The organism is Azospirillum sp. B2RO_4 (assembly GCF_051124815.1).
GTDB lineage: Bacteria > Pseudomonadota > Alphaproteobacteria > Azospirillales > Azospirillaceae > Azospirillum.
In genome coordinates, this window is the sequence record NZ_CP118485.1 from 160,328 (window position 1) to 183,782 (window position 23,455).

The window sequence follows — 23,455 nt, forward strand, 5'->3', positions numbered from 1 at the left end:
CAACCCTGACGATTCCAAGCCGTTTTCGACTGGCACGCTTCTTGTAACGCTGGAGGCGTCCTTGGTCCCGTCCGCCGCCCCGTCTTTGCCGGGGACGGGGCGACCGGGACGGGGTCGCCCCAGTGCGGTGCCCAGTGCGCGGAACACCTCCGGTGCCGCGCCGGCCGTATCGGGGCGGGAGCGATTTTGGAGAAAGAGGAGCCTCGATGAACCGTCTGTTCCTTCTGGCCGCACCGATGATGGCGGTTGCTCTGGGCGCGGTCGGCATGCCGGCCGCAGCCCTTGCCCAGGACGCGGCTGCTGCCGCTGCTGCTGCCGCGCCGGCGGCTCCGGCGCTGAATGGCGGCGACACCGCCTGGATGCTTGTCTCCACCGCGCTGGTGCTGATGATGACCATCCCCGGCCTGGCGCTGTTCTACGGCGGCATGGTCCGCAAGATGAACGTGCTGGCGACGGTGATGCAGAGCTTCGCCATCACCTGCCTCGTCAGCGTCCTGTGGTACGTGATCGGCTACAGCCTGGCCTTCACCGGCACCGGCGCCTATGTCGGCGGTCTCGACCGGCTGTTCCTGAACGGGCTCGACTTCTCGAAGGCCTTCGTGCTGGGCGAGGCGACGGGTTCGGGCGTCGCGACGACGATCCCCGAGCCGGTCTTCATGATGTTCCAGATGACCTTCGCGATCATCACCCCGGCCCTGATCACCGGCGCCTTCGCCGACCGCATGAAGTTCTCCTCGCTGCTGGTCTTCACCGCCCTGTGGTCGATCGTGGTCTATGCGCCGATCGCCCACTGGGTCTGGTATCCGTCGGGCTTCCTGTTCGGCCTGGGCGTGCTGGACTTCGCCGGCGGCACGGTCGTGCACATCAACGCGGGTGTGGCCGGTCTGGTCGCCGCGCTGGTGATCGGCAAGCGCAAGGGCTACCCGAAGGAAGCCTTCATGCCGCACAACCTGGTGCTGTCGCTGATCGGCGCCTCGCTGCTGTGGGTTGGCTGGTTCGGCTTCAACGCCGGTTCGGCCCTGACCGCCGGTCCGCGCGCCGGCATGGCGCTGGCCGCCACGCACATCGCCACCGCCGGCGCCGCCATGGGCTGGCTGTTCGCGGAGTGGATCGTCAAGGGCAAGCCGTCGATCCTCGGCATCATCTCCGGCGCCGTCGCCGGTCTGGTCGCGGTGACCCCGGCCGCCGGCTTCGTCGATCCGACGGGCGCCATCATCATCGGCATCATCGCCGGCGTGGTCTGCTTCTGGTCGGCCACCAGCCTGAAGCACATGCTGGGCTATGACGACAGCCTGGACGCTTTCGGCGTGCACGGTGTCGGCGGTCTGGTCGGCGCCATCCTGACCGGCGTGTTCGCCAAGATGTCGGTGTCCAACAGCGAAGGCGGCTTCGCCTCCGTCCTGCAGGCCGACCCGTCGGCCACGCTGGGCCTGCTGGAAGGCAACGCCGCCGCCGTGTGGATCCAGGTCCAGGGCGTGCTCTACACCATGGTGTGGTGCGCCGTCGCCACCTTCGTCCTGCTGAAGGTCGTCGATGTGGTGATGGGCCTGCGCGTCGAAGAGGATGTGGAGCGCGACGGTCTCGACCTCGCCCTGCATGGCGAGAGCATCCACTAAGACAAAACCCTTTCCCACGGGTCTCTTGCGAAAGGCCGCCGGTTCTCCGGCGGCCTTTTTCCGTTTGGATTGTTGCATGGGGGGAAACGCTGTGGCGCGGCCGGGCCGGCTTCACGGCGGGGCCGGGGCGGACTACCTCTGGTGCAACGTCATTGTGCTTTGTCAGGAGTTGCCGCCATGTCCACCAAGCCCGCCACCCCCGGTGTCCGTCCGGTGCTCGCCGCCGTGGAGGGCATGGCCACCTCCGACGGGGCCGGGGTCAGCATGACCCGCATGCTGGGCACGCCCCGCCTGCGCACGCTCGACCCCTTCCTGATGCTGGACCTGTTCGGCTCCGACCAGCCGACCGACTATCTGGCCGGCTTCCCCGACCATCCCCACCGCGGCTTCGAGACGGTGACCTACATGCTGGCCGGCCGCATGCGCCATGCCGACAACCACGGGCATGAGGGCGTGATCGAGACCGGCGGCGTGCAGTGGATGACCGCCGGCCGCGGCCTGATCCATTCGGAGATGCCGGAGCAGACCGAAGGGCTGATGCGCGGCTTCCAGCTGTGGATCAACCTGCCGGCCCGGCTGAAGATGACCGACCCGCGCTATCAGGAATTCCCGGCCGCCTCCATCCCGGTGGAGACGCGCGAGGACGGGGCGACCGTCACCGTCATCGCCGGCGACACCGCCCGCGGCACCGCGGGGCCGGTGCGGGCCGAGGCGACCGACGCCCGCTATTTCGACGTGGCGCTGCCGCCGTCGGCGTCCTTCGCCGAGCCGCTGCCGGCCGGCCACACCGCCTTCCTGGTGCTGTTCGAAGGCACGCTGGACGTCGGCGGGGAGGGGCCGCTGTCGGGACCGCGGGTGATCGTGCTGGGCGACGGCGAGCGGGTGGAGGCGGTTGCCGGGCCGGAGGGCGCCCGCTTCCTGCTGCTGGCCGGCGAGCCGATCGGCGAGCCCATCGCCTGGGGCGGTCCCTTCGTCATGAACACGCGGGAAGAGGTGATGCAGGCCTTCCGCGACTTCGAGGAAGGGCGCATCTGACTGCCGGATGCCGCGCGGCGGGCCGTCCATGGCCCGAAGCGCGGCATCTCGTGCCTTGCACCCCCGCCATCCCCGGTTATCATGGCGCATCCATGTTAACACGAACGATGGTGGGGAGCCGGGGCGATGCGAGCAAAGGGTCTGATGGGTGGCTTCAGGGCGGCTGCGGCTGCGGCACTGCTGGCTCTGACGCTTGCCGGGGGGCTTTTCGCCGCCAAGCCGGCCGCCGCGGTGGACTTCTCCAAGGCCGCCGCCGATTTCGGGCCGGAAGGCGCCTGGACCAACCAGTGCGACATCGACCGGATGACCGACAGCAAGACCTGCCGGCTGATGATCTACCGCCTGTTCGACGACGGGAAGGATGTCGGCTTCATCGCGCTCAGCATCATTCCGACCGGCAACGACTTCCACCTGTTCCTGACCACCAGCCAGGGCCTGATCGACCGCTGCGCCATCCGCGTCGACCGCCAGCCGCGCATCGAATCGCATGTGGCGACGCTGAACATGTGCATGTTCCCGAACTTCGTGTCCGGCCGCGTCGCCGACCAGTTCCGCAACGGCTCGTCCATCCTGGTCCGCGTCAACTCCCCCCGCATCGGCAAGCGCGACATCGACTTTCCGCTGAACGGCTTCTCCCGCACCTTCGAGGAGATGCAGCGCAGCCTGCAGTGAGGGGGAGTGAGCGATACTTGAAGATCCTGGATGCGCGTCCCCCTCACCCTAACCCTCTCCCCGGGGGGGAGAGGGGATTTCAGGGGGAGTGCTGACTCTCACCCCGGCAACCGGTAGCCCGCTTCCGGTTCATGCATCGGGCAGCCGTTGCGTTGCATGCGGAATTCGGCGGAGCGGTCGTAGGCGAGGCGGCGGGCGCGCATGATCGAACCGAGCGGCCGGTGCGCCGCCAGACCGTGCCAGGGGCTGAAGGACAGACGGTCGTCGCCGGCGCGCGACCGTTCCTCGCTCCACGCCGTCTGCGGCGGCACGGTCAGGCGGGCGACGGTGCGGTAGGGGCTCAGCTCCTCCGGCCACAGCACGCTGGCATCCTCCACCGGCATGCGTTCCGCGTCGGTGCGCAGCTGGGCGCGCAGTTCCCAGACGGCCTCGTGATCGCGGAAGAACTCCACCACCGCCTCGCGCAGGCCGTCCGGCTTGCCGTTGACGGTCAGCGGCGCATCGGTCAGCGCGGTCAGGTCCGGCGAGACCGGAACGATCTGCAGCTTGGCGATATGGTCGCCGAAGCGCAGGGCCGCCTGGCTGTAGAAGGTCTCGCCCAGGATGTGGGTTGCCGGGTGGCCGCCCAGCGTCTTCAGCGTCGCGCTCTCGCCGCCGAAGGCCTCGACCACCCGTTCGGCGGCACGCAGGCCGGCGGACAGCACCTTCTTCGCCGTTTCCGCCCGGTCGGTGGTGGCGGCCAGCAGCTTCAGCGTCTTCAGGAACTGCCGGGCATCGGGGGCCGAGAAGACAGGGGCGTTGGCCATCACGAAATCCTGCGTGGCCTCGTTCTCCGAGCCCGGCATGCGGTCGCCGGACACGCCCAGCACCTTCACCGCCAGACCGCGCGGGGTCGACACGCTGTCGGGCAGGACGTCGCCCGGCGTGGTCGACAGCCGCAGGATCGCCGGATAGCTCTCCGCCCGCGCGAACAGGCCCTGGGCAAGCTCCGCCGGCAGATCGTCCAGCACGTCCAGCCGGCCGATCAGCAGCCCGTGGCTCTTGGCATGGACGCTGCGGTTGGCGTGCCCGCTGTCCTCGAAGGTCTTGGCGCTGATCGACAGCAGCGTCTCGGCGAGGTCTTCGAAGACTTGCGCTTCGTCGGGACCGGGGTTCTCGACCGAGGGCGTGTAGGGCAGGGCATTTGCACTTGGCTTTGCACTGGGCTGGGCATTGGGCCGGGCAGAGGCAGCGGACACGGGCGGGGCTCCGGATCGGTGAACGGGCGGGGTGCAGCCGGGACAACAGCCGGATTGTGTCGTCCGTTCCGCAACGATCCGCCGGAGCCTGTGGAGGTTATGACCAAGGCCTGGGGTTCGTATCTTCTGTTTGCATTGCAAAAAAAAAGAGTTGCGCCTTCAAATACTCAAGCACGACCCACACGCGTGTGGCTTGGGTAATTTCCAATCTTCTATGGAAATTAACCATAGCATCCGGAAAATCCCCTATCACAAGTCTATGGTACTGAGGTGTCTTCCCTGCTTATCCTTCGAGATGGGAGGGCCGGAGCTCTTCGATCATCTTGCGGAGTTCGAAGAGTCCGGCCGGAACGGCGACCGAAGGATGCGCAATGACCAGCTGGCCTGCGATAGGTCCCATCAGGTGGATGCGCGGCTGTGCCCTGCTGCTGGGGCTTCTGCTGGCGGCGGTGGCGCCGTCCGCCGCCGGAGGGGCGGCGGCGGTGCCGAACCGGACGGTGCTGATCCTGCATTCCAACCACCAAGGCTATGAGTGGACCGATCGGCAGGCCGCAGGCATAGCCGAGGTGCTGGCCGCTTCTGCGCCCGATGCCGTGGCCATCAGCTACTATCTGGACTGGAAGCGCTTTCCCGACCAGGCCGGGGTGGATCTGCTGCAGGCGCTGATCGCCCATCGCCATCCGCATGGACAGATCGATGTCATCGTCACCACCGACGATGCCGCCCTGCAGCTCGGCCTCAAGCTGCGCCGCGAGGTCTACGGCCCGATTCCGCTGGTGTATGACGGGGTGCAGGTGGATGTGGCGCGTGCGATGACGGCGGGAGATCCGGCGGTCACCGGCGTGGTGGAGTCCAGGGACGTGGCCGGCACCATCGACATGGCGCTGGCGGCCAATCCGGCCCTGCGGCATCTGTTCGTCGTGCGCGATCGCACCGAGTCGGGCACCGTGCTGGACGACGAAATCCGCGAGGCCGGGGCGGCCGGCCTGCTTCCGAGCGTGCGGGATCTGCGGATCCTGGAGGACATGCCCTTCGCCCGGCTGCAGGAGACCCTGTCGTCGCTGCCGCCGGACAGCGCCGTCCTGCTGGGCAATTATGCCACCGACTCCAATGGGGCCGTCCTGCCGCCGCAGCAGTATCTGGCGCTGATGAGCAAGGCGAGCAATGCGCCGATCTATGGGCTGGAGGACTATCTGCTCGGCCATGGGATCGTCGGCGGCAGCCTGAAGAGCGCCCATGAGCATGCCCGTGCGGTCGGCGTGCTGACGGCTAAGCTCGTCAACGGCGTGCCGGTGGCCGAGCTGCCGGTCGAGAGGCGCCGCTCGGTGGTCCGCGCGGTGGATTACCGGCAGGCGGAGCGGTATGGCATCGACGTCACGCGGTTCGGGCGGCTCGACCAGCTGATCAACAAGCCCTTCTCCTTCCTGGAGACCTACCGCTGGCTGGTGGTGACGGTCGGCGGCGTGATGGTGTTGCTGTTCGGCATGGTGCTGGTGCTGTCCTTCGCGCTGCGCGAACGCCGGATGGCCGAGGCGGCGTTGCGGGTCAGCAACGATGCGCTCAGCGATTCACGCCGGCAGCTGCAGGCCAAATTGGAGGAGCTGACCGCCAGCAAGGAGGCGCTGCGCGAGCGCGAGCGGTGGATGCGGCTGATCGCCGAGGCGTCGCGCGACATCATCTGGACCTGGGACATCGTCAAGGACCGCCGGGTGCTGTCCGGCCGGGTCGAGGAACTGCTGGGCGTGGATGCCCTCAGCATCGATTCGCTGGCGGCCTGGTTCGAGCGCGTCCACCCCGACGACCGTGCGCAGGCGGAAGAGGAGCTGTGCGCCCACCTGTCGGGCGAACGGCCGGAATACCGGGTGGAATACCGCGTCCGCCACCGCGACGGCCATTACCTGTGGCTGTACGCCACCGGCAAGGCGATGTTCGACGAGCAGGGGCATCCGACGATGATGGGCGGCTCCTACACCGACATCACCGCCCAGAAGCAGCAGCAGGCGCGGCTGGACCATCTGGCCCATTATGATTCGCTGACCGGGCTGCCAAACCGGCTGATGCTGGAACGCCATGTCGACCGGCTGATCGCCGGGAACCGGACTTGCGGACAGGCCGGGTCGCTGGCGCTGCTGTTCCTCGACATGGACAATTTCAAGTTCATCAACGACGGGTTCGGCCACAAGGCGGGCGACGAGCTGCTGGCGATGATGGGCCGGCGCATCAGCACGGGGGCCGGCGAGGGGCTGTTCGTCGCACGGCTGGGCGGCGACGAGTTCGTGGTTGTGGTCCAGGGCGGCGACGCCTGCGCCCCGGCGGAGGTGGCGCGGCGGGTGGAGCAGGCGCTGGCCGCGCCCTTCCTGGTCGAAGGGCAGCATTTCTACGTCTCCTGCAGCATCGGCATCGCCCGCTATCCCTGGGACGGCCGCTGCTTCGACGATCTGCTGCAGAACGCCGACACTGCCATGTACCGGGCCAAGGACAATGGGCGCGGAAGCATCTGCAGTTTCACCGCCGACATGAACCTGAACGTGGTGGAGCGCATGCAGCTGCTCAGCCGCGCCCGGCTGGCCTTCGACCGCCAGTCCTTCAGCCTGCAATACCAGCCCCAGGTCGCCACGGCCGACGGCCGGGTCCGCGGCTTCGAGGCGCTGGTCCGCTGGACCGACTCGGAACTGGGACCGGTGTCGCCCGACCGTTTCATTCCGGTGTGCGAGGATTCGGGCCTGATCGTCCCGCTCGGGCTGTGGGTGCTGGAGACTGCCTGCGTCGAGGCGGTGGGGCTGGGCTGCCGCGGGGCCGGCGACGTGACGATGAGCGTCAACATGTCGGCGGTCCAGCTGGCCCAGCATGATTTCGTGCCGCGGGTGCTGGAGATCCTGGCCCGTACCGGATTGCCGCCGCACCGGCTGGAGCTGGAGATCACCGAGTCGCAGATGATCGGCTCGCTCGACGCCGCCATCGGCAAGCTGAACGCGCTGCGGCAGGCCGGCATCCACATCGCGCTGGACGATTTCGGCACCGGCTATTCGTCGCTGACCTATCTGCGGACGCTGCCGATCAACACGCTGAAGCTGGACAAGGCCTTCATCAACGACGTCCACCGCCGCCCCGACGCGCGCAGCATGGTGTCGTCCATCTCGCGCATCGCCCACGATCTGAGCCGCAGCGTGGTGGCCGAAGGGGTGGAGGAGCTTGCCCAATGGGAGGCGTTGTCGCTGATGGGCTGCGACCTGATCCAGGGCTATTTCGTCAGCCGCCCGCTGCCGGCCGACCGCATCGACGCCTTCCTGGCGGCCTGGGAGGAGCGGCGGGCCAAGCTGCCGGTCGCCCGCGACCATGTGGTGGTCGGCATGCCCTCCGCCGCGGCGATCCGGCCGCCCAGCAGCCGCGAGCCGGTCTGAGCGGCACAGCCGCGGCCCGGAGGCCGTCCGGCGTCAGGCGACGATCTTGTTGTCGCAGGAAAGGCATGGCTCCTGCGCCGGCTCATGCATGGTCCAGACACCTTTTCCCCGCTGCTTGGCGCGGTACATCGCGGCGTCGGCCTGGCGCAGGCAACAGGACAGGTCGCCGCATCCGCCCGCGGTCAGCGCGATGCCGATGCTGCATCCCACGTCGGCATCGAGATCGCGGACCTGAGTGATGATGCGGGAGGCGACGCCGATGGCGACCGTCCTGATTTCGGGATCATACCCGGACAGGCAGATGACGAACTCGTCGCCGCCGACCCGGCCGATCAGGTCGCCGTCGCGGATCATCTTGCGCATGATCCCGGCAACCATCGTCAGGACATCGTCGCCGCGATGGTGGCCGTGCCGGTCGTTCACCGCCTTGAAGCCGTCGAGATCGATGTAGAGGAAGGCGAGGACCGATCCGCGTTTCCCGGCATTCAGGTGCATCCTGTCCGCCAGTTCGAGGAACAATCCGCGGGCGGGCAATCCGGTCAGGGGATCGCGCCGGGCCTGATGGAGTTCGGCATCCAGCTGGCGCGCGGCGTTCTCCGCTTCGAGCACACGCATCCGGACATGGTTCTCGCGCCGGATCATGCGGGCGCCCCACAGGAGCACGAGCAGCACGAGGATGGTCGCGATTCCCATCTCGGCGATGAACCAGAGCGATCGGATTCGCCATGCGGCGAAGGCCGACCGGCTCTCGATCCCGGCATGGACGATGAGGTTCAGGTCCGGGATCAGCCGGTAGGCGGCAAGCCGCTCCTTGCCGTCCAGCGTGGACCGTGACCAGTAGACCCCGACCGGCGAACGCGGAAGCTGCTCCCGGAAGAGATAGCCGTCCCGGTCGTTCCTGCCGACATGGCTGGACAGGTCCGGATTGCGGGCGACGATTTCGCCATCGGTCCGGAAGATGGTGATCGCCGTATCCAGCCCGAACGACATCAGGGCATAGAAATCGACCAGCCATTCGGTCTTCATCCCGGCGCTGGCGACGCCGATGATCTCGCCGGTCCAGTCGCGGATCGGCCGCGAGATGGTGAAGAGGATGCGGTCGTCCATACGGCTGCGCAGGGCCGGGCTGATCACGAACTCCGCCCCCGCCATTATTGCCTGAAAATGCGGGCGATCCGCGATGTTGAGCGGCCGGTCCATCTGCCGGCCGGTGCCGGCGATTCCGTTGCCCTTGGCATCGAACAGCCACAGGGTGTCCCCGCCGTCCAGATTGGCGAGAGCATCGCGCAGCCGGCGCCAGTAGGGCTTGTTCCGCACGGCTTCCAGGCTGCCGGCATCATCGACCAGCGAAGCCGCCTGATGCAGGGCGATGTCGGCGCCCTTGGTCGTGTGCAGGACATGGGCCTCGACCACCTTGGCCATGTCGGCGGCGAGCGCCTCCATCTGCGCGGCGGTGCTTTCCCGGTCCTGCCAGACGATGTGAACCGTCATGACCATCACCACGGCCAGGGCCAGTCCGGCGGCGAGCAGGGCGTTCAGGTGACGGGACATGGAAACTCCACTGCGATAGTGAGCCGGAGGGCCACGCCTGTCTCACGCAAGTAATATACCAAAGCGGAAGGGTCGGTTATGCGAGGGACAACCCTGATCGGCGCCCTCCGCCATCGCAAATTGCGTCTCAGAGTTGGAGCGGTGAACCGGAATGCATGGGGGCCGGATGATCCGGCCGGGACTGTCGGTCGGGCGGGCAACGCAAAACGCCCCGCAGGCGGGCTGCGGGGCGTTCTCGGAGGCTGGGCTGAGGACCGGAGGAGTCGCGCTCAGTGCCGCGTGCGGGCCGGGGTGATGTAGACGCCGTCCCAATCGACGCCGAACAGGGCGTCGTCGCCGGCCTCTTCCACCAGGTCGTCGTATTCGTGGGCTTCGATCAGCCCGAAGATGGAGGCGGTGCCGGAGGCGTCGAGGTCGCAGGTGACCACATGGCCGCCGACCTCGACGGAGGTGAAGAACACTTCCGGCAGTTCCATGCTGTCCAGGTCGGCGGTGACGGCGGCTTCGATCTCGTGGATCGAGCGGGCCGACAGCGACACGCGCAGCTTGGCCGCCTGGGAGGCCCAGACGATGCGCTTGACGTGGGCCGGCTCCTTCATCTCCGCGACGCCCGGCGCCTCGTCGCCTTGGCCGGCCATCGCGATCATCCGGGAAACCAGGGTCGAGGTGCTGCTGGGTGCGCGCATTGAAGCCTCCGCTCGTTCGATGACGACAGATTTGCGCGCAGGCGGTTAACGGGGTCTTAAGCCGGTACCGGGGCTAAAGCCTTACCCCCGCAGGAGTAGGCCTATCCGTTCGGTTCTAGGGGGCGGCGAGGGCGGCGGCGACCCCCGCCGCGACCCGCGCGTTGTTGCGGATCAGCGCGATGTTGGCGGTCAGGCTGCGCCCGCCGGTGATGCGCTCCAGCGCCGCCAGCAGGTGGGGGGTGATGTCCTTCCCCTTGATTTGCTTGGCTTCCGCGTCGGCCAGCGCCTGGGAGACCGCGGTTTCCATCGCGTCGGCGTCCAGTTCGTCGGCCGGCGGGATGGGGTTGGCGAGCAGGACGCCGCCTTCCAGGCCAAGCTGCCATTTCGCCCGCAGGATGTCTGCCACCTCAGTCACGTTGTCACAGCGATGATCGACGGGAAGGCCGCTGCGGCGGCTGTAGAAGGCGGGAAATTCGTCCGTGCCGAAGCCCAGCACCGGGACTCCGCGGGTTTCCAGCACCTCCAGCGTCTTGGGCAGGTCGAGAATCGACTTGGCGCCGGCGCAGACGACGCAGACCGACGTGCGGGCCAGCTCGTCGAGGTCGGCGGAGATGTCGAAGCTGGTCTCCGCCCCGCGATGGACGCCGCCGATGCCGCCGGTGGCGAAGACGGAGATGCCGGCCAGCCGCGCCCCGATCATCGTCGCCGCCACCGTGGTGGCGCCGATGCCGCCGCCGGCGAGCGCGATGGGCAGGTCGCGGCGGCTCAGCTTGCGCGCCTTGTGGCCGGCGGTCGCCAGCCGTTCCAATGCCTCGTCATCCAGCCCGATGCGGATGCGGCCGTCCAACACCGCGATGGTGGCGGGAATGGCGCCGGCGGCCCGCACCTCCGCCTCCAGCGCGCGGGCGGTCTCCAGATTCTGCGGATAGGGCATGCCGTGGGAGATCACCGTCGATTCCAGCGCCACCACCGGGCGGCTCGCGGCAAGCGCGTCGGCGATCTCTGGCGTCGGCAGCAGGATGGGGTGCATGCGCTGGGTCTCCGCTTGGAACGCCCTATATTAGGACGCATGTCCGCTGCACACCAATTCAATCCAGATCGCCCGCACCCCGACAAGTGGATCAAGGTCCTTCCCGAGGGGCTGTATGTGGAGCCGGGGGGTTTCTACATCGACCCGGTGCGCCCGGTGGAGCGCGCGGTCGTCACCCACGGCCATTCCGACCATGCAAGGCCCGGCAACCGCGCTGTGCTGGCGACGCCCGGCACGCTCGCCATCATGCGCCAGCGGATGGGCGAGGGGGTGGGGGGAAGCCTGCAGCCGCTGGAGTATGGCGAGGGGCTGACCATCGGCGACGTCAGGGTGCGGCTGGTGCCGGCCGGCCATGTGCTGGGCAGCGCCCAGGTGGTGCTGGAGCATGCCGGGTCGCGCGTGGTGGTGTCGGGGGACTACAAGCGCCGCCTCGACCGCACCTGCGCGGCCTTCGAGCCGGTGCCCTGCGACGTCTTCGTCACCGAGGCGACCTTCGGCCTGCCGGTGTTCCGCCACCCGCCCGACCTGGGGGAGGTGCAAAAGCTGCTGCATTCGATGGCGCTGTTCCCGGAGCGCAGCCATGCGGTCGGCGTCTATGCGCTCGGCAAATGCCAGCGGCTGATCACGCTGCTGCGGGCGGCGGGGTACGACCGGCCGATCTGGCTGCATGGCGCGCTGGAGCCGCTGTGCCGGCTCTACGCCAGTCTGGGGGTGGAGTTGGGCGAGCTGCGGCCGGCGACGGTGGCGGCGAAGGAGGATCTGAAGGGTGCGCTGGTGCTGGCCCCGCCGGCGGCGGTGGCCGACCGCTGGGCGCGGCGGCTGGCCGATCCGGTGGTGGCGGTGGCGTCGGGATGGATGCGGGTGCGCCAGCGTGCCCGCCAGCGCGGGGTGGAGCTGCCGCTGGTCATCTCCGACCATGCCGATTGGGACGAGCTTTGCCAAACGCTGGAGGATGTCGGCGCGCCGGAGGTCTGGGTGACCCATGGCCGGGAGGAGGCGCTGGTCCATTACGCCACCAGCCGCGGCATCCGCGCCCGCGCGCTGGCGCTGATCGGCTTCGAGGACGAGGATTCGGAAGGACTTACGGGTGGGGCTGCGGAAGGGGAGGCGTCGTGAACCGCTTTGCCGCGCTGATCGACGCGCTGGTCTTCATGCCGTCGCGCAACGGCAAGATCCGCCTGCTGGTCGAGCATTTCGCCACCGCGCCCGATCCCGAGCGCGGCTGGGCGCTGGCGGCGCTGACCGGAGCGCTGAGCTTCCGCGAGGCCAAGCCGGCGGCCATCCGCGAACTGGCGGCGACACGGGTCGATCCGGAACTGCTGGCGCTGTCCTACGACTATGTCGGCGATCTGGCGGAGACGGTGGCGCTGATCTGGCCGGAGCGGCCCGAAAGAGCGAACAGCCTGCCGCCCAGCCTGGACGAGGTGGTGGAGGGGCTGCGGGCCGCCAAGCGCGGGCAGGTGATCGGGCTGGTGGAGGGCTGGCTCGACACGCTCGACTCGTCGGGGCGGTTCGCCCTGCTGAAGCTCATCACCGGGGCGCTGCGCATCGGCGTGTCGGCCCGGCTCGCCAAGACGGCGCTGGCGGAGTGGGGAAAAGCGGCGCGGCCGGAGGTGAGCGTCGATGACGTCGAGGAGGTCTGGCATGGGCTGACCGCGCCTTACCCGGAGCTGTTCGCCTGGCTGGAGGGGCGGGCGGAGCGGCCGGAAGCCGGGGCCGGCGCCGGGTTCCGGCCGATGATGCTGTCCCACCCGCTGGAGGAGGAGGACCGCGCCGGGCTCGACCCCGCCGCCTATGCCGCCGAATGGAAATGGGACGGCATCCGCGTGCAGCTGGTGGCGCGCGGCGGGGAGCGGCGGCTCTACAGCCGCACTGGCGATGACGTGTCGGGGGCCTTCCCGGACATCGTCGACCACATGAGCTTCGACGCCGTGCTGGATGGCGAACTGCTGGTGGCGCGCGACGGGGTGGTGGCGCCGTTCAACGACCTGCAGCAACGGCTGAACCGCAAGACGGTGACGGCGCAGATGCTGCGCGACGGGCCGGCCTGGGTGCGCCTCTACGACATCCTGTTCGAGGGCGAGGAGGATCTGCGCGGCCTGTCCTTCGTCGAGCGGCGCGCCCGGCTGGAGCGCTGGTATGAGGCGGTGCAGCCGCGGCGGATGGATTTGTCGCCGATGGTGCCCTTCGACCAGTGGGACGAGCTGGTGGCGTTGCGCGAGGGCGCGCGGGAAAACGGCATCGAGGGGCTGATGCTGAAACGGCGCGACAGCGCCTATCTGGCCGGGCGGCCGAAGGGGCCGTGGTTCAAGTGGAAGCGCGGGGCGCTGACGCTCGACACCGTGATGATGTACGCCCAGCGCGGCCACGGGAAGCGGTCAAGCTATTATTCCGACTACACCTTCGGCGTCTGGCGCGGCGAGGAGCTGGTGCCGGTCGGCAAGGCCTATTCCGGCTTCACCGATGCCGAACTGGTCGAGATGGACCGCTGGGTGCGCAACCACACCACCCGCCGCTACGGTCCGGTGCGCGAGGTGGAGGCCGGGCTGGTGCTGGAAGTCGCCTTCGACAGCGTGCACCCGTCGACCCGGCACAAGAGCGGGCTGGCGATGCGCTTCCCCCGCATCCACCGCATCCGCTGGGACAAGCCGGCGCACGAGGCCGACCGGCTGGAAACGCTGGCGGCGATGGTCGTTGGCTGACGACTCAGCGCAGCGGCGCCGTCACCACGTCGACGGAGGTTTCAGCCACGGTGCCGACGACATCCACGGCGGTGCCGGCGATGCTGGCGGCGCCGCTGGCCACGCCGGTGACGGCGCCGCAACCGCTCAGCGAGGCGCCCAGCAGCAACAGGGCGGCGAACGGGAGACGGCGGCGGGAAGTGGGGCGGCGGGACATGCTGTCCTCCAGAAAACCACGGGCTGAAACGAAACCGAGGGCGATTGCAGCACGCAATTCCCACCGAAAGGTTAATTCAGGCATTTGGCACAACAGTCGTGAAATCCGCCTTCCCGCGAAGAAGCCATCGCTGCTCCTGAATATTACAAGTAATTAATTGCGGTGTAATACCTTGATATAGGTTTCCGCAAAGATAGGGTGGGCTTAAAAGAAATCGGAATGGCTGCCATGAATATTCCTCCGTTTTTGGGGAATGTTTCTGCATGGCCGCATTCATTTCCAGACCCATATCAGACCTGCCGACCGAAGAATGACGTCTGCAAGCGATTGACTGGTAGGGAAAGACACCGATGCGCGACGGATCCTTTGCCGATCTCACCGCCCCCTACGACCGGGTGGCTCTCGTCCTGCAAGGCGGCGGCGCGCTGGGAGCCTATCAGGCGGGCGTCGTCGAGGGGCTGTTCAAGCACGACATCCATCCGACCTGGGTGGCCGGCGTGTCGATCGGCGCCGTCAATGCGGCGCTGATCGCCGGCAACCCGCCGGAGCGGCGCTGCGCCGCGCTGGCGGAGTTCTGGGCCCGCGTTGCCCCGCCCTCGCCCTGGGAACATGCCGAGGCGCTGTGGCGGCGGCTCGATCCCGACGGCCCGTCGATTTCCATCCTCAACCAGTGGAGCGCGTGGCGGACGGCACTGTCCGGACAGCCGGGCTTCTTCCGGCCGCGGCCGGCGGTGGAATGGGCGGCGGCCGGCCCCTTCGCCGGGCCGACCAGCGTCTACGACACCGCGCCGCTGAAAAGCACGCTGGAGGACCTGATCGACTTCGACCGGATCAACCGGGGCGACATCCGGTTGTCGCTCGGCGCGGTCAATGTGCGGACCGGCAACTCCATCTATTTCGACACCGAGACCCACCGGATCGGCCCGGAGCATGTGATGGCCAGCGGCGCCCTGCCGCCCGGCTTCGCCCCCGTCGAGATCGACGGCGAGTTCTACTGGGACGGCGGGCTGGTCTCCAACACGCCGCTCGACCATGTGCTGGAGGACCAGCCGCGCCGCGACACGCTGGTCTTCCAGGTCGATCTGTGGAGCGCCAGCGGTCAGGTGCCGCGCGGCATGTCGGAGGTGCTGGAGCGGCAGAAGGACATCACCTATTCCAGCCGCACCCGCTTCAACACCGACAAGGTCACCTACGAGCAGACCTTGCGCAACCAGCTGGTCACGCTGCTCGACCGGCTGCCCGACGATCTCCGCGACACGCCGGAGGCCAGGGCGCTGCGGCGCGCCGCCTGCGGGGCGGCGATCAACATCATCCACCTGATCTACCGCCGCAAAAGCTACGAGCGCGACAGCAAGGATTACGAATTCTCCAACGCCGGCATGCGCGAGCATTGGGAGAGCGGCCTCGCCGACACCCTCGCCACGCTCGCCCACCCGGAATGGCTGGCGGTGCCCTCGCGGCTGGACGGTCCCGTCACGCACGATCTGCGGCGGCCGGCCCCAACCGAAATTCCAGCCGAAATCCCAACCGATGCAGTTTGAACGAAGGAGCGGACCCATGCGTTTGCAGGACAAAGTCGCCGTCATCACCGGGGCGGCGAGCGGAATCGGGCTGGAAATCGCCCGGACCTTTGCCGGCGAGGGCGCGCTGGTCGTCATCGCCGACCTCAACCAGGCCGGTGCCGACGCGGCGGCGGCCAGCCTCGATCCCACCGGCAAGCGGGCGCTGGGCGTCGCCATGGACGTGACCGACGAGGCCCAGGTCGATGCCGGCATGGCCCGCGCCGTCGCCGCCTTCGGCCGCATCGACATCCTGGTCAGCAACGCCGGCATCCAGACGGTGGCGCCGCTCGAGCAGTTCGAGTTCGCCAAGTGGAAGCAGCTGCTGTCCATCCATCTGGACGGCGCCTTCCTGACCACGCGCGCCGCCCTGCGGACGATGTACAAGCAGGGAAGCGGCAGCATCATCTATATGGGGTCGGTCCACTCCAAGGAGGCCTCGCCGCTGAAGGCGCCCTATGTCACCGCCAAGCACGGGCTGATCGGCCTCGCCAAGGTGGTCGCCAAGGAAGGGGCGGCGCATGGCGTGCGCGCCAACGTGATCTGCCCCGGCTTCGTCCGCACTCCCCTGGTCGAAAAACAGATCCCCGAGCAGGCGAAGGAGTTGGGCATCTCCGAGGAGGAGGTGGTCAAGAATGTGATGCTGAAGGAGACCGTCGACGGCGAGTTCACCACGGTCGAGGACGTCGCCCAGGCCGCCCTGTTCTTCGCGTCCTTCGGGTCCAACGCGTTGACCGGCCAGTCGCTGGTCGTCAGCCACGGCTGGTTCATGCAGTAGTCCGTCGGAAAGCGACGGAATGAAAAAGGCGCCGGGCCAGTGGCCCGACGCCTTTTCATTTGGAGATGAGCTGGTCCGTTGAGAGGGCTTTATCGGCCGTCATCCCCGCGAAGGCGGGGATCCAGGCTTTGCCAGGAGAGCTTCCCTTCGGAAGGTCTGGATTCCCGCCTTCGCGGGAATGACGGCTGAGAGACGCTCATACTGCGAGCATCAAACCCCTAAGCTCTCAGAACTCCTTCCAGTCGTCGTCGTCGCCGCTGCTGTGCTTCAGCACCGGAACCGCGGCGGCGCTGCCGCGCGTCGGCGAGTCGGTGCGGGCGGACGGCTTGGTCGTCGCGACCGCATGGGCCGTGCCGTTGCCGCGGGCGGCGGGCTTCGCCGCAGGCTTGGCGGCGGTGCGGGTGGGGGCCGCGGCGGCGCGGCGGGTGGTCGTGACCGCCGGAGCGGCATGGACGGCGACCGGCGGGCGCGGCGCCGCGGCATAACCATAGCCGGCCGCCTGTTCGAACTTGAAGAAGCCGACCAGCGACTTCAGGTCGCCGGCCTGACCGCTCATCGCCTGGGCGGCGGCGGTGGTCTCCTCGACCAGGGCGGCGTTCTTCTGCGTCATCTCGTCCATGTTGGCGACGGTCGAGTTGATCTCGTCCAGCGCCGTCGCCTGCTCGGCCGAGGCCGAGGCCATCTCGGCGATCAGGGTCGCCACCTGCTGCACGCCGGACACGATGCCCTGCAGCGCCTCGCCGGCCTTGCTGACCAGATCGACGCCGTCCTTCACCTGGGCGTCGCTGTCCAGGATCAGCCCCTTGATCTCCTTCGACGCCTGGGCGGAACGCTGGGCGAGCTGCCGAACCTCCTGCGCCACCACGGCGAAGCCGCGCCCGGCGTCGCCGGCCCGCGCCGCCTCCACCGCCGCGTTCAGCGCCAGCAGGTTGGTCTGGAAGGCGATCTCGTCGATGACGCCGATGATGTCGGTGATCTTGCGGCTCGATTCCTCGATCTTGCGCATCGCCTCGATGGCGGAGCCGGCGACGCCGCCGCCGGATTCGGCGGAACCGCGGGCCTGGGCGGCCATCACGTTGGCGCGCTGGGCGTTCTCGGCGTTGGAGCGGACGGTCGCCCCCAGCTCTTCCATGCTGGCCGCGGTCTCCTCCAGCGAGGACGCCTGCTGCTCGGTGCGGTCGGCGAGGTCGGAGGATCCCAGCGACACCTCGGCGGCGGCGGCGGCGATGGTCTCGGCCGCCTGGGTGATCTGGCCGACGATCTCCGCCAGCCGGGTGGAGGTGGCGTTGACGTCGGTCTTCACCTGTTCGAAGGCGCCCTGGTAGTCGCGGGTGACACGGCGGTTCAGGTCGCCCTGGGCCAGCGCGCTCAGCACCTCGCCAAGATCGGCGATGACCGCCTCCACCGTGTCGGTCAGGCGGTTGATGCCCTCCGACATGGTCCTGTAGAAGCCGTCCTTGCCGGCCAGATCGATGCGGCGCTCAAGATCGCCCTTCGACACGGCGTCGATCAGGCCGGCAATCTCCTCGCCGATGGCCTGTTCGCGGGCGCGCTGGGCCTCGGCGGCGCGGCGTTCGGCCTCCAGCCGCTCGCGCTCCGCCTCGTCCATCCGCTTCTTCTCGACGGCGTTCTCCTTGAACACCAGCACCGCCTTGGCCATGTGGCCGATCTCGTCGCGGTTCTCCAGGGCGGGCACGTCGACCGTGAGGTTGCCGGCGGCCAGCTCGGTCATCGTGCCGGTCATCTGCACCACCGGCCGGACGATGGAGCGCGCGGTGATCAGGGCGATCAGGATGCCGAGAACGAAGGCGCCCACCGCCATGCCGATCAGCAGCGTGGTGGTGTTCTCCATATCGGTTTTCGCGCCGGTCAGCACCGCGTCGCGCACCTCGGCCTGGGAGGCGATGGTCTTGGCGACCAGATCGGCGAACTCCTCCGCCTCCTTGGTCATCGTGCCGAAGGCCAGGGTCTGGACCTCGGCGGCGGCCGCGACCACGCGGTTGAAGCTGTCCAGATAGCGGCCGGAGAACTGGATCGTCTCCTCGACGTCACGCTTCTGGGCCGGGTCGGTCAGGCCGGCGGACAGGGCCGCGGCGGACTTCAGGAAGGCGTCCAGGCGGGCGCGCGCTTCATCGGCCGCCTTCGTGGTCGAATCGGTCAGGAAGCGCTGCACGCTCAGCCGGGCGAGGATCAGGGTTTCCTGGGTCTGGCCCGCATGGGCTGCCGACTGGAAATCGCCGGAGGCGATGCCGGCGGCGATCACCCGGCTCAGCCCCTCCCGCGCCTTCATGCCCAGCGGCACCAGTTCCTCGGACACCAGCCGGTCGCGCTGTTCGCGGGCCTTGACCAGCTTGCCGAAGTTGGCGGCATAGCCGTCGAACTGCTGGATCATGCGATCGAGGTTGGCCCGGCGGCCGGGATCCTGGGTTGCGTCGCGGATGGCGCGCAGCATCTCGCCCAGCTTCTTCTGCTGCGCCTGGGTCGGCGCGATCAGGGCGTTGTTGCCGGAGAAGGAGTAGTTGACCACGTTCCGGCGCATGTCGGAGACCGAGCCGTCCACGTCCGAAATCCGCAGCGAATTGTCGGAGATCGACGCGTAGCGGGTGAAGCCGCCCTCCACCGTCGACAGCGACCGCACGCCGAGTGCTGCCACCAGGGCGAGGAGGGCGAGGATCAGAAGGAATCCCACCTGAATGCGGGTGCCCACCTTGAATCGGCCGGCGAAGCTGGCGTTCTGCATGGTCAAATGCCTTGGTCTGCGGTGCGGATCGAACGCGATACGCCCGGCAGAGTAGAGGAAAGTGGTTTCCAGTCCGTTGCCATGGCACCAGGAAATGCAGGGAAAGCGTCCCTGGGCCGCGCCAAAATCGTGGCAAAGGCGTGACGCGGGGCTTTGACGATGCCGCAGCGGTCCCTAGGTTAGGTCGCCTGAACAGCATTTCGGGAAACGGTCCCTGGCGGCCGGCTTCCCCAGATCGGCAGAAATCCCGTAAAGGCCACTGAAGACTCCCGATGCGCCGCAGCCTTCCGCCCACCTCCGACGGCACTGCCTTCACCCGCCCGTCCGGCGACCTGCGCGCCGCGATGCGCTCGCTGGCGCCCTATATCTGGCCCCGCGATTCCGTGGAGACGCGGGTGCGGGTGGTGCTGGCGATGCTGCTGCTGATCGGCGCCAAGGTCGCCAACGTCTATGTGCCGATCTTCTACAAGCATGCGGTGGACGCCCTGACCCCGGCGTCGGCCGGCGGTACGGCGGGGCCGGGCGCGGTGGTGGCCATCCCCCTGGGACTGATCGTCGCATACGGCCTTGCCCGCGTGACCTCGCTGATCTTCGCCGAGCTGCGCGACGCCGTCTTCGCCACCGTGGCGCAGCGGACCATCCGCCGGGTGGCGCTGTCGGTGTTCCGGCACCTGCACGCGCTGTCCCTGCGCTTCCATCTGGAACGCCAGACCGGCGGCCTGACCCGCTCGCTGGAGCGCGGAACCCGGGCCATCGAATCGCTGCTGCGCTACACCCTGTTCTCCATCGTGCCGACGCTGGTGGAGATCGCGCTGGTCTGCGCCATCCTGTGGAAGCTGTTCAGCGTCTGGTTCGCGCTGGCGACCTTCGTCACGGTGATGGGCTACATCCTCTATACCTTCTTCGTCTCGGAATGGCGCATCAAGTTCCGCCGCCTGATGAACGACACCGACAGCAAGGCCAACACCAAGGCGATCGACAGCCTGCTGAACTACGAGACCGTCAAGTATTTCGGCAACGAGGAGCATGAGGCCCGCCGTTACGACGGTGCCCTGCAGAGCTACGAGAAGGCGGCGGTGCGCAGCCAGCAGAGCCTGTCGCTGCTGAATGTCGGCCAGTCGGCGATCATCTCGCTGGGGCTGGCGGTGGTGATGGGCATGGCCGCCAACGGCATCGTCAACGGCAGCATGTCGCTCGGCGACTTCGTTCTGGTGAACACCTATCTGCTGCAGCTCTACCAGCCGCTGAATTTCTTCGGCGTCGTCTATCGCGAGATCAAGCAGTCGCTGATCGACATCGAATCGATGGTGACGCTGCTGGCGGTCGACCGCGAGGTGGCCGACGGCCCCGATGCGAAGCCGCTGGCGATCGATGGGGCGGAGCTGCGCTTCGAGGGGGTGGAGTTCGGCTACGACCCGCGCCGGCCGATCCTGAAGGATGTCAGCTTCACCGTGCCGGCCGGCAAGACGGTCGCCATCGTCGGCCCGTCGGGCGCCGGCAAGTCCACCATCAGCCGGCTGCTGTTCCGTTTCTACGACGTCAATGGCGGGCGGGTGCTGATCGACGGGCAGGACATCCGCGACGTCACCCAATCCTCGCTGCGGGCGTCCATCGGCATCGTCCCGCAGGACACCGTGCTGTTCAACGACACCGTCTTCTACAACATCGCCTATGGCCGCCCCGGCGCCAGCCCGGCGGAGGTGGAGCGGGCGGCGCGGCTGGCCCACATCCACGACTTCATCATGGCGCTGCCCGACGGCTACCAGACCACGGTGGGCGAGCGCGGGCTGAAGCTGTCCGGCGGCGAGAAGCAGCGCGTCGCCATTGCCCGCACCATCCTGAAGGATCCGGCGATCCTGCTGTTCGACGAGGCGACCAGCGCGCTCGACACCCACACGGAACGGGAAATCCAGGCCAACCTGCGCGAGGTCAGCCGCGGCCGGACCACGCTGGTCATCGCCCACCGGCTGTCCACCGTCATCGACGCCGACGAGATCCTGGTGCTGGAGGCCGGCCGGGTGATCGAGCGTGGCCACCATGCCGAGCTGCTGGCCGCCCGTGGCGCCTATGCCGCCCTGTGGACGCGGCAGCAGGAGGCCAGTCAGTCCGCCACTGGGGCGTCCAATGGCGGCGGACCCGCGCCCTTGTCCGGCGTGCTGGCCTCGACCTGAGCGGACCGGGGGGCACGCATGATGGGACCGGCAAGGCAGGCGTTGCGCGCCGCGACGCGGGAGAGTCACGACCGGCTGGACAAGGCCGCGGTGCTGCAGCCGCTGGTCCGGCCGGACATCACCGCCGGCCAGTATGCCCGCGCGCTGGCCGTGCTCCATGGCTTCAACGCGCCGGTGGAGCGGGCGCTGGGGGAGGGGCAGGGCGCGGCGCGGCTGGCGTTGCTGCGCGAGGATCTGCGGGTGCTCGGCACCGATCCGGACGGGCTGCCGGAGATGACGGACCTGCCGGCGCTGGACAGCGGGCCGGCGCGGCTGGCGGCGCGCTATGTGCTGGACGGCTCCGCCCATGGCGGGCGGGCGATGCTGCCGGGGATCACCCGCGCGCTGGGATACGATGCCCGGCGCGGCGCGCGCTTCCTGGCGTCGGACGGGCTGGACATGGCCGGGGCCTGGAAGGCGCTGATGGTCCGGCTGGAGGAGGAGCTTGCCGACCCGGCCGCCCTCGCCGCCGCCTGCGCCACCGCCGCCGCGCTGTTCGCGGCGCTGGAGCGGTGGACGGCGGAACAGGGGACGGGCGAGCAGAGGGGTTGAAACTGGCGTACCGCCCCATCCCTTGCTAGGGTGCCGGACCATTCTCATCCGGGTTCTGGAGACCGCCTTCCCATGACCGCGCCAGCCTCGCGCATCTATTGCTCCGTCGACACCACCGAGGTCGAGTCCGCCCGCCGCATCGCCGGGCAGGTGGCCGGGGCCGTCGGCGGCATCAAGCTGGGGCTGGAGTTCTTCATCGCCCAGGGGCCGGCCGGTGTCCGCGCCGTGGTGGGGGAGGACGGGCCGCCGCTGTTCCTCGACCTGAAGCTGCACGACATCCCCAACACGGTGGCGGGCGGCGTGCGCGCGGCGCTGCCGCTGAAGCCGGCCTTCATGACCATCCACAGCGCCGGCGGGCCGGCGATGATGCGGGCGGCGGCGGAGACGGCGGCGATCGCCGGGGCCGACCGGCCGAAGATCCTGGCCGTCACCGTGCTGACCAGCCTGGACGAGGGCGATCTCGGCGCCGTCGGCCAGTCGGTGCCGGTGGCGGATCAGGTGGTGCGGCTGGCGAAGCTCGCCAAGGCGTCGGGGGTGGACGGCGTCGTCTGCTCCCCGGCCGAGGTGGCGCTGGTGCGCGCGGCCTGCGGTCCCGACTTCATCCTGATGGTGCCCGGCATCCGCCCGGCCTGGGCCGCCACCAACGATCAGAAGCGCATCATGACCCCGGCCGAGGCGCTGGCCGCCGGTGCCGACCATCTGGTCATCGGCCGGCCGATCACCGCCGATGCCGATCCGGCCGCCGCCGCCCGCCGCATCGTCGCCGAAATTGAGGGGACCGCATGACCGTCGCCGCCAAGATCTGCGGGCTGAGCGAGCCCGAAAGCCTGCGCGCCGCCGTCGCCGGCGGGGCGCGCTATGTCGGTTTCGTCTTCTACCCGCGCAGCCCGCGCGCCATCGCCCCGCCGATGGCGGCGGAGTTGGCGCGGCTGCTGCCGACCGGCGTGCGCTCCGTCGGGCTGTTCGTCGATCCCGACGACGAGTTCCTGGAACATGTGACCGGGCAGGTCCCGCTCGACCTGATCCAGCTGCATGGCGCCGAGACGCCGCGCCGCATCGTCGAGATCAAGGCCCGCTACGCCCTGCCGGTGATGAAGGCGGTGAAGATCGGCGGGCCGGAAGACCTGACCGCGGCGATGGAGGCGGCGGAGGTCGCCGACCGGCTGCTGTTCGACGCCAAGCCGCCGGCCAAGGTGTCGGCGCTGCCCGGCGGCAACGGCATCGCCTTCGACTGGACGATCCTGGCCGGCCGCAGCTGGCCGCGCCCCTGGATGCTGTCGGGCGGGCTGACGGTGGAGAACGTCGCCGAGGCGGTTCGGGTCACCGGCGCCACCGAGGTCGACGTGTCGTCGGGCGTGGAGGACCGCCCCGGCCACAAGGACCCGGCGCTGGTCCGCGCCTTCCTGTCGGCGGTCGGCTCGCTTTAGGGCCGGTTTTCGGCGAAAGCGCCCTGTTTTAGACGAATGCTTCGGCTTATCTTCGTCGCATG

18 protein-coding genes are annotated in these 23,455 nt (G+C 68.7%); 12 read left to right on the top strand and 6 right to left on the bottom strand.

Going from position 1 to position 23,455, the window contains the following annotated elements:
• The first annotated feature begins 206 nt into the window (after positions 1 to 206).
• The 3 genes from PWS46_RS00640 (at position 207) to PWS46_RS00650 (ending at position 3,323) form a co-directional block, all read left to right on the top strand.
• On the top strand, positions 207 to 1,616 hold the full coding sequence (locus tag PWS46_RS00640) for an ammonium transporter (protein ID WP_434616693.1): 1,410 nt from the start codon (positions 207 to 209) through the stop codon (positions 1,614 to 1,616).
• A gap of 177 nt (positions 1,617 to 1,793) precedes the next feature.
• Positions 1,794 to 2,651, top strand: coding sequence for a pirin family protein (locus tag PWS46_RS00645; RefSeq protein WP_434616696.1), 858 nt, complete (start codon positions 1,794 to 1,796; stop codon positions 2,649 to 2,651).
• A 126-nt stretch (positions 2,652 to 2,777) separates the two neighbouring features.
• Entirely contained in the window at positions 2,778 to 3,323 is a 546-nt protein-coding gene (locus PWS46_RS00650) for a hypothetical protein (RefSeq protein WP_434616699.1), read from the top strand.
• Positions 3,324 to 3,421: 98 nt separating this feature from the next.
• On the opposite strand, the gene PWS46_RS00655 is transcribed toward PWS46_RS00650, so the two are convergent.
• On the bottom strand, positions 3,422 to 4,561 hold the full coding sequence (locus PWS46_RS00655; protein ID WP_434616702.1) for a catalase family protein: 1,140 nt from the start codon (positions 4,559 to 4,561) through the stop codon (positions 3,422 to 3,424).
• A gap of 371 nt (positions 4,562 to 4,932) precedes the next feature.
• Here PWS46_RS00655 and PWS46_RS00660 point away from each other — a divergent pair, with 371 nt between their 5' ends.
• Complete coding sequence (locus tag PWS46_RS00660) at positions 4,933 to 7,962, top strand: EAL domain-containing protein (protein WP_434616705.1); 3,030 nt, start codon at positions 4,933 to 4,935, stop codon at positions 7,960 to 7,962.
• A gap of 33 nt (positions 7,963 to 7,995) precedes the next feature.
• Here PWS46_RS00660 and PWS46_RS00665 read toward each other — a convergent pair whose 3' ends face one another.
• From PWS46_RS00665 to PWS46_RS00675, 3 genes are all read right to left on the bottom strand, one after another.
• Positions 7,996 to 9,513 (bottom strand): diguanylate cyclase domain-containing protein, encoded by a 1,518-nt coding sequence (locus PWS46_RS00665; protein ID WP_434616708.1) that lies wholly within the window; start codon positions 9,511 to 9,513, stop codon positions 7,996 to 7,998.
• Positions 9,514 to 9,782: 269 nt separating this feature from the next.
• Complete coding sequence (locus PWS46_RS00670; RefSeq protein WP_109448598.1) at positions 9,783 to 10,199, bottom strand: hypothetical protein; 417 nt, start codon at positions 10,197 to 10,199, stop codon at positions 9,783 to 9,785.
• Positions 10,200 to 10,314: 115 nt separating this feature from the next.
• Positions 10,315 to 11,229 (bottom strand): pseudouridine-5'-phosphate glycosidase, encoded by a 915-nt coding sequence (locus PWS46_RS00675; protein WP_434616711.1) that lies wholly within the window; start codon positions 11,227 to 11,229, stop codon positions 10,315 to 10,317.
• A gap of 39 nt (positions 11,230 to 11,268) precedes the next feature.
• On the opposite strand from PWS46_RS00675, the gene PWS46_RS00680 reads away from it, so the two are divergent.
• Together PWS46_RS00680 and PWS46_RS00685 are read left to right on the top strand one after the other, a co-directional pair.
• Positions 11,269 to 12,345, top strand: a complete 1,077-nt coding sequence (locus PWS46_RS00680) for a ligase-associated DNA damage response exonuclease (protein ID WP_434616714.1) — start codon at positions 11,269 to 11,271, stop codon at positions 12,343 to 12,345.
• Positions 12,342 to 13,931 (top strand): cisplatin damage response ATP-dependent DNA ligase, encoded by a 1,590-nt coding sequence (locus PWS46_RS00685; RefSeq protein ID WP_434616717.1) that lies wholly within the window; start codon positions 12,342 to 12,344, stop codon positions 13,929 to 13,931. The genes PWS46_RS00680 and PWS46_RS00685 overlap by 4 nt, the downstream gene beginning before the upstream one ends.
• Before the next feature lie 4 nt (positions 13,932 to 13,935).
• Here PWS46_RS00685 and PWS46_RS00690 read toward each other — a convergent pair whose 3' ends face one another.
• Complete coding sequence (locus PWS46_RS00690; RefSeq protein ID WP_434616720.1) at positions 13,936 to 14,127, bottom strand: hypothetical protein; 192 nt, start codon at positions 14,125 to 14,127, stop codon at positions 13,936 to 13,938.
• Between the two features lie 350 nt (positions 14,128 to 14,477).
• Here PWS46_RS00690 and PWS46_RS00695 point away from each other — a divergent pair, with 350 nt between their 5' ends.
• Positions 14,478 to 15,668 (top strand): DUF3734 domain-containing protein, encoded by a 1,191-nt coding sequence (locus PWS46_RS00695; protein WP_434616722.1) that lies wholly within the window; start codon positions 14,478 to 14,480, stop codon positions 15,666 to 15,668.
• Positions 15,669 to 15,684: 16 nt separating this feature from the next.
• Positions 15,685 to 16,464 carry a 3-hydroxybutyrate dehydrogenase gene (locus PWS46_RS00700; RefSeq protein WP_434616725.1) on the top strand — a complete coding sequence of 260 codons (780 nt, stop codon included), beginning with the start codon at positions 15,685 to 15,687 and terminating at the stop codon, positions 16,462 to 16,464.
• A gap of 226 nt (positions 16,465 to 16,690) precedes the next feature.
• Here PWS46_RS00700 and PWS46_RS00705 read toward each other — a convergent pair whose 3' ends face one another.
• Positions 16,691 to 19,204, bottom strand: coding sequence for a methyl-accepting chemotaxis protein (locus tag PWS46_RS00705; protein WP_434616728.1), 2,514 nt, complete (start codon positions 19,202 to 19,204; stop codon positions 16,691 to 16,693).
• A 272-nt stretch (positions 19,205 to 19,476) separates the two neighbouring features.
• Here PWS46_RS00705 and PWS46_RS00710 point away from each other — a divergent pair, with 272 nt between their 5' ends.
• The 4 genes from PWS46_RS00710 (at position 19,477) to PWS46_RS00725 (ending at position 23,393) form a co-directional block, all read left to right on the top strand.
• Positions 19,477 to 21,375 (top strand): ABCB family ABC transporter ATP-binding protein/permease, encoded by a 1,899-nt coding sequence (locus PWS46_RS00710; protein WP_434616731.1) that lies wholly within the window; start codon positions 19,477 to 19,479, stop codon positions 21,373 to 21,375.
• A gap of 18 nt (positions 21,376 to 21,393) precedes the next feature.
• A complete protein-coding gene (locus PWS46_RS00715) occupies positions 21,394 to 21,966 on the top strand; it encodes a biliverdin-producing heme oxygenase (RefSeq protein WP_434616733.1) in 573 nt (190 codons plus the stop codon).
• A gap of 72 nt (positions 21,967 to 22,038) precedes the next feature.
• Positions 22,039 to 22,752: an orotidine-5'-phosphate decarboxylase gene (gene pyrF / locus PWS46_RS00720; RefSeq protein ID WP_434616736.1), complete on the top strand. Its 714-nt coding sequence runs from the start codon at positions 22,039 to 22,041 to the stop codon at positions 22,750 to 22,752.
• Positions 22,749 to 23,393, top strand: coding sequence for a phosphoribosylanthranilate isomerase (locus tag PWS46_RS00725; protein ID WP_434616739.1), 645 nt, complete (start codon positions 22,749 to 22,751; stop codon positions 23,391 to 23,393). The genes pyrF and PWS46_RS00725 overlap by 4 nt, the downstream gene beginning before the upstream one ends.
• The last annotated feature ends 62 nt before the right edge of the window (positions 23,394 to 23,455 follow it).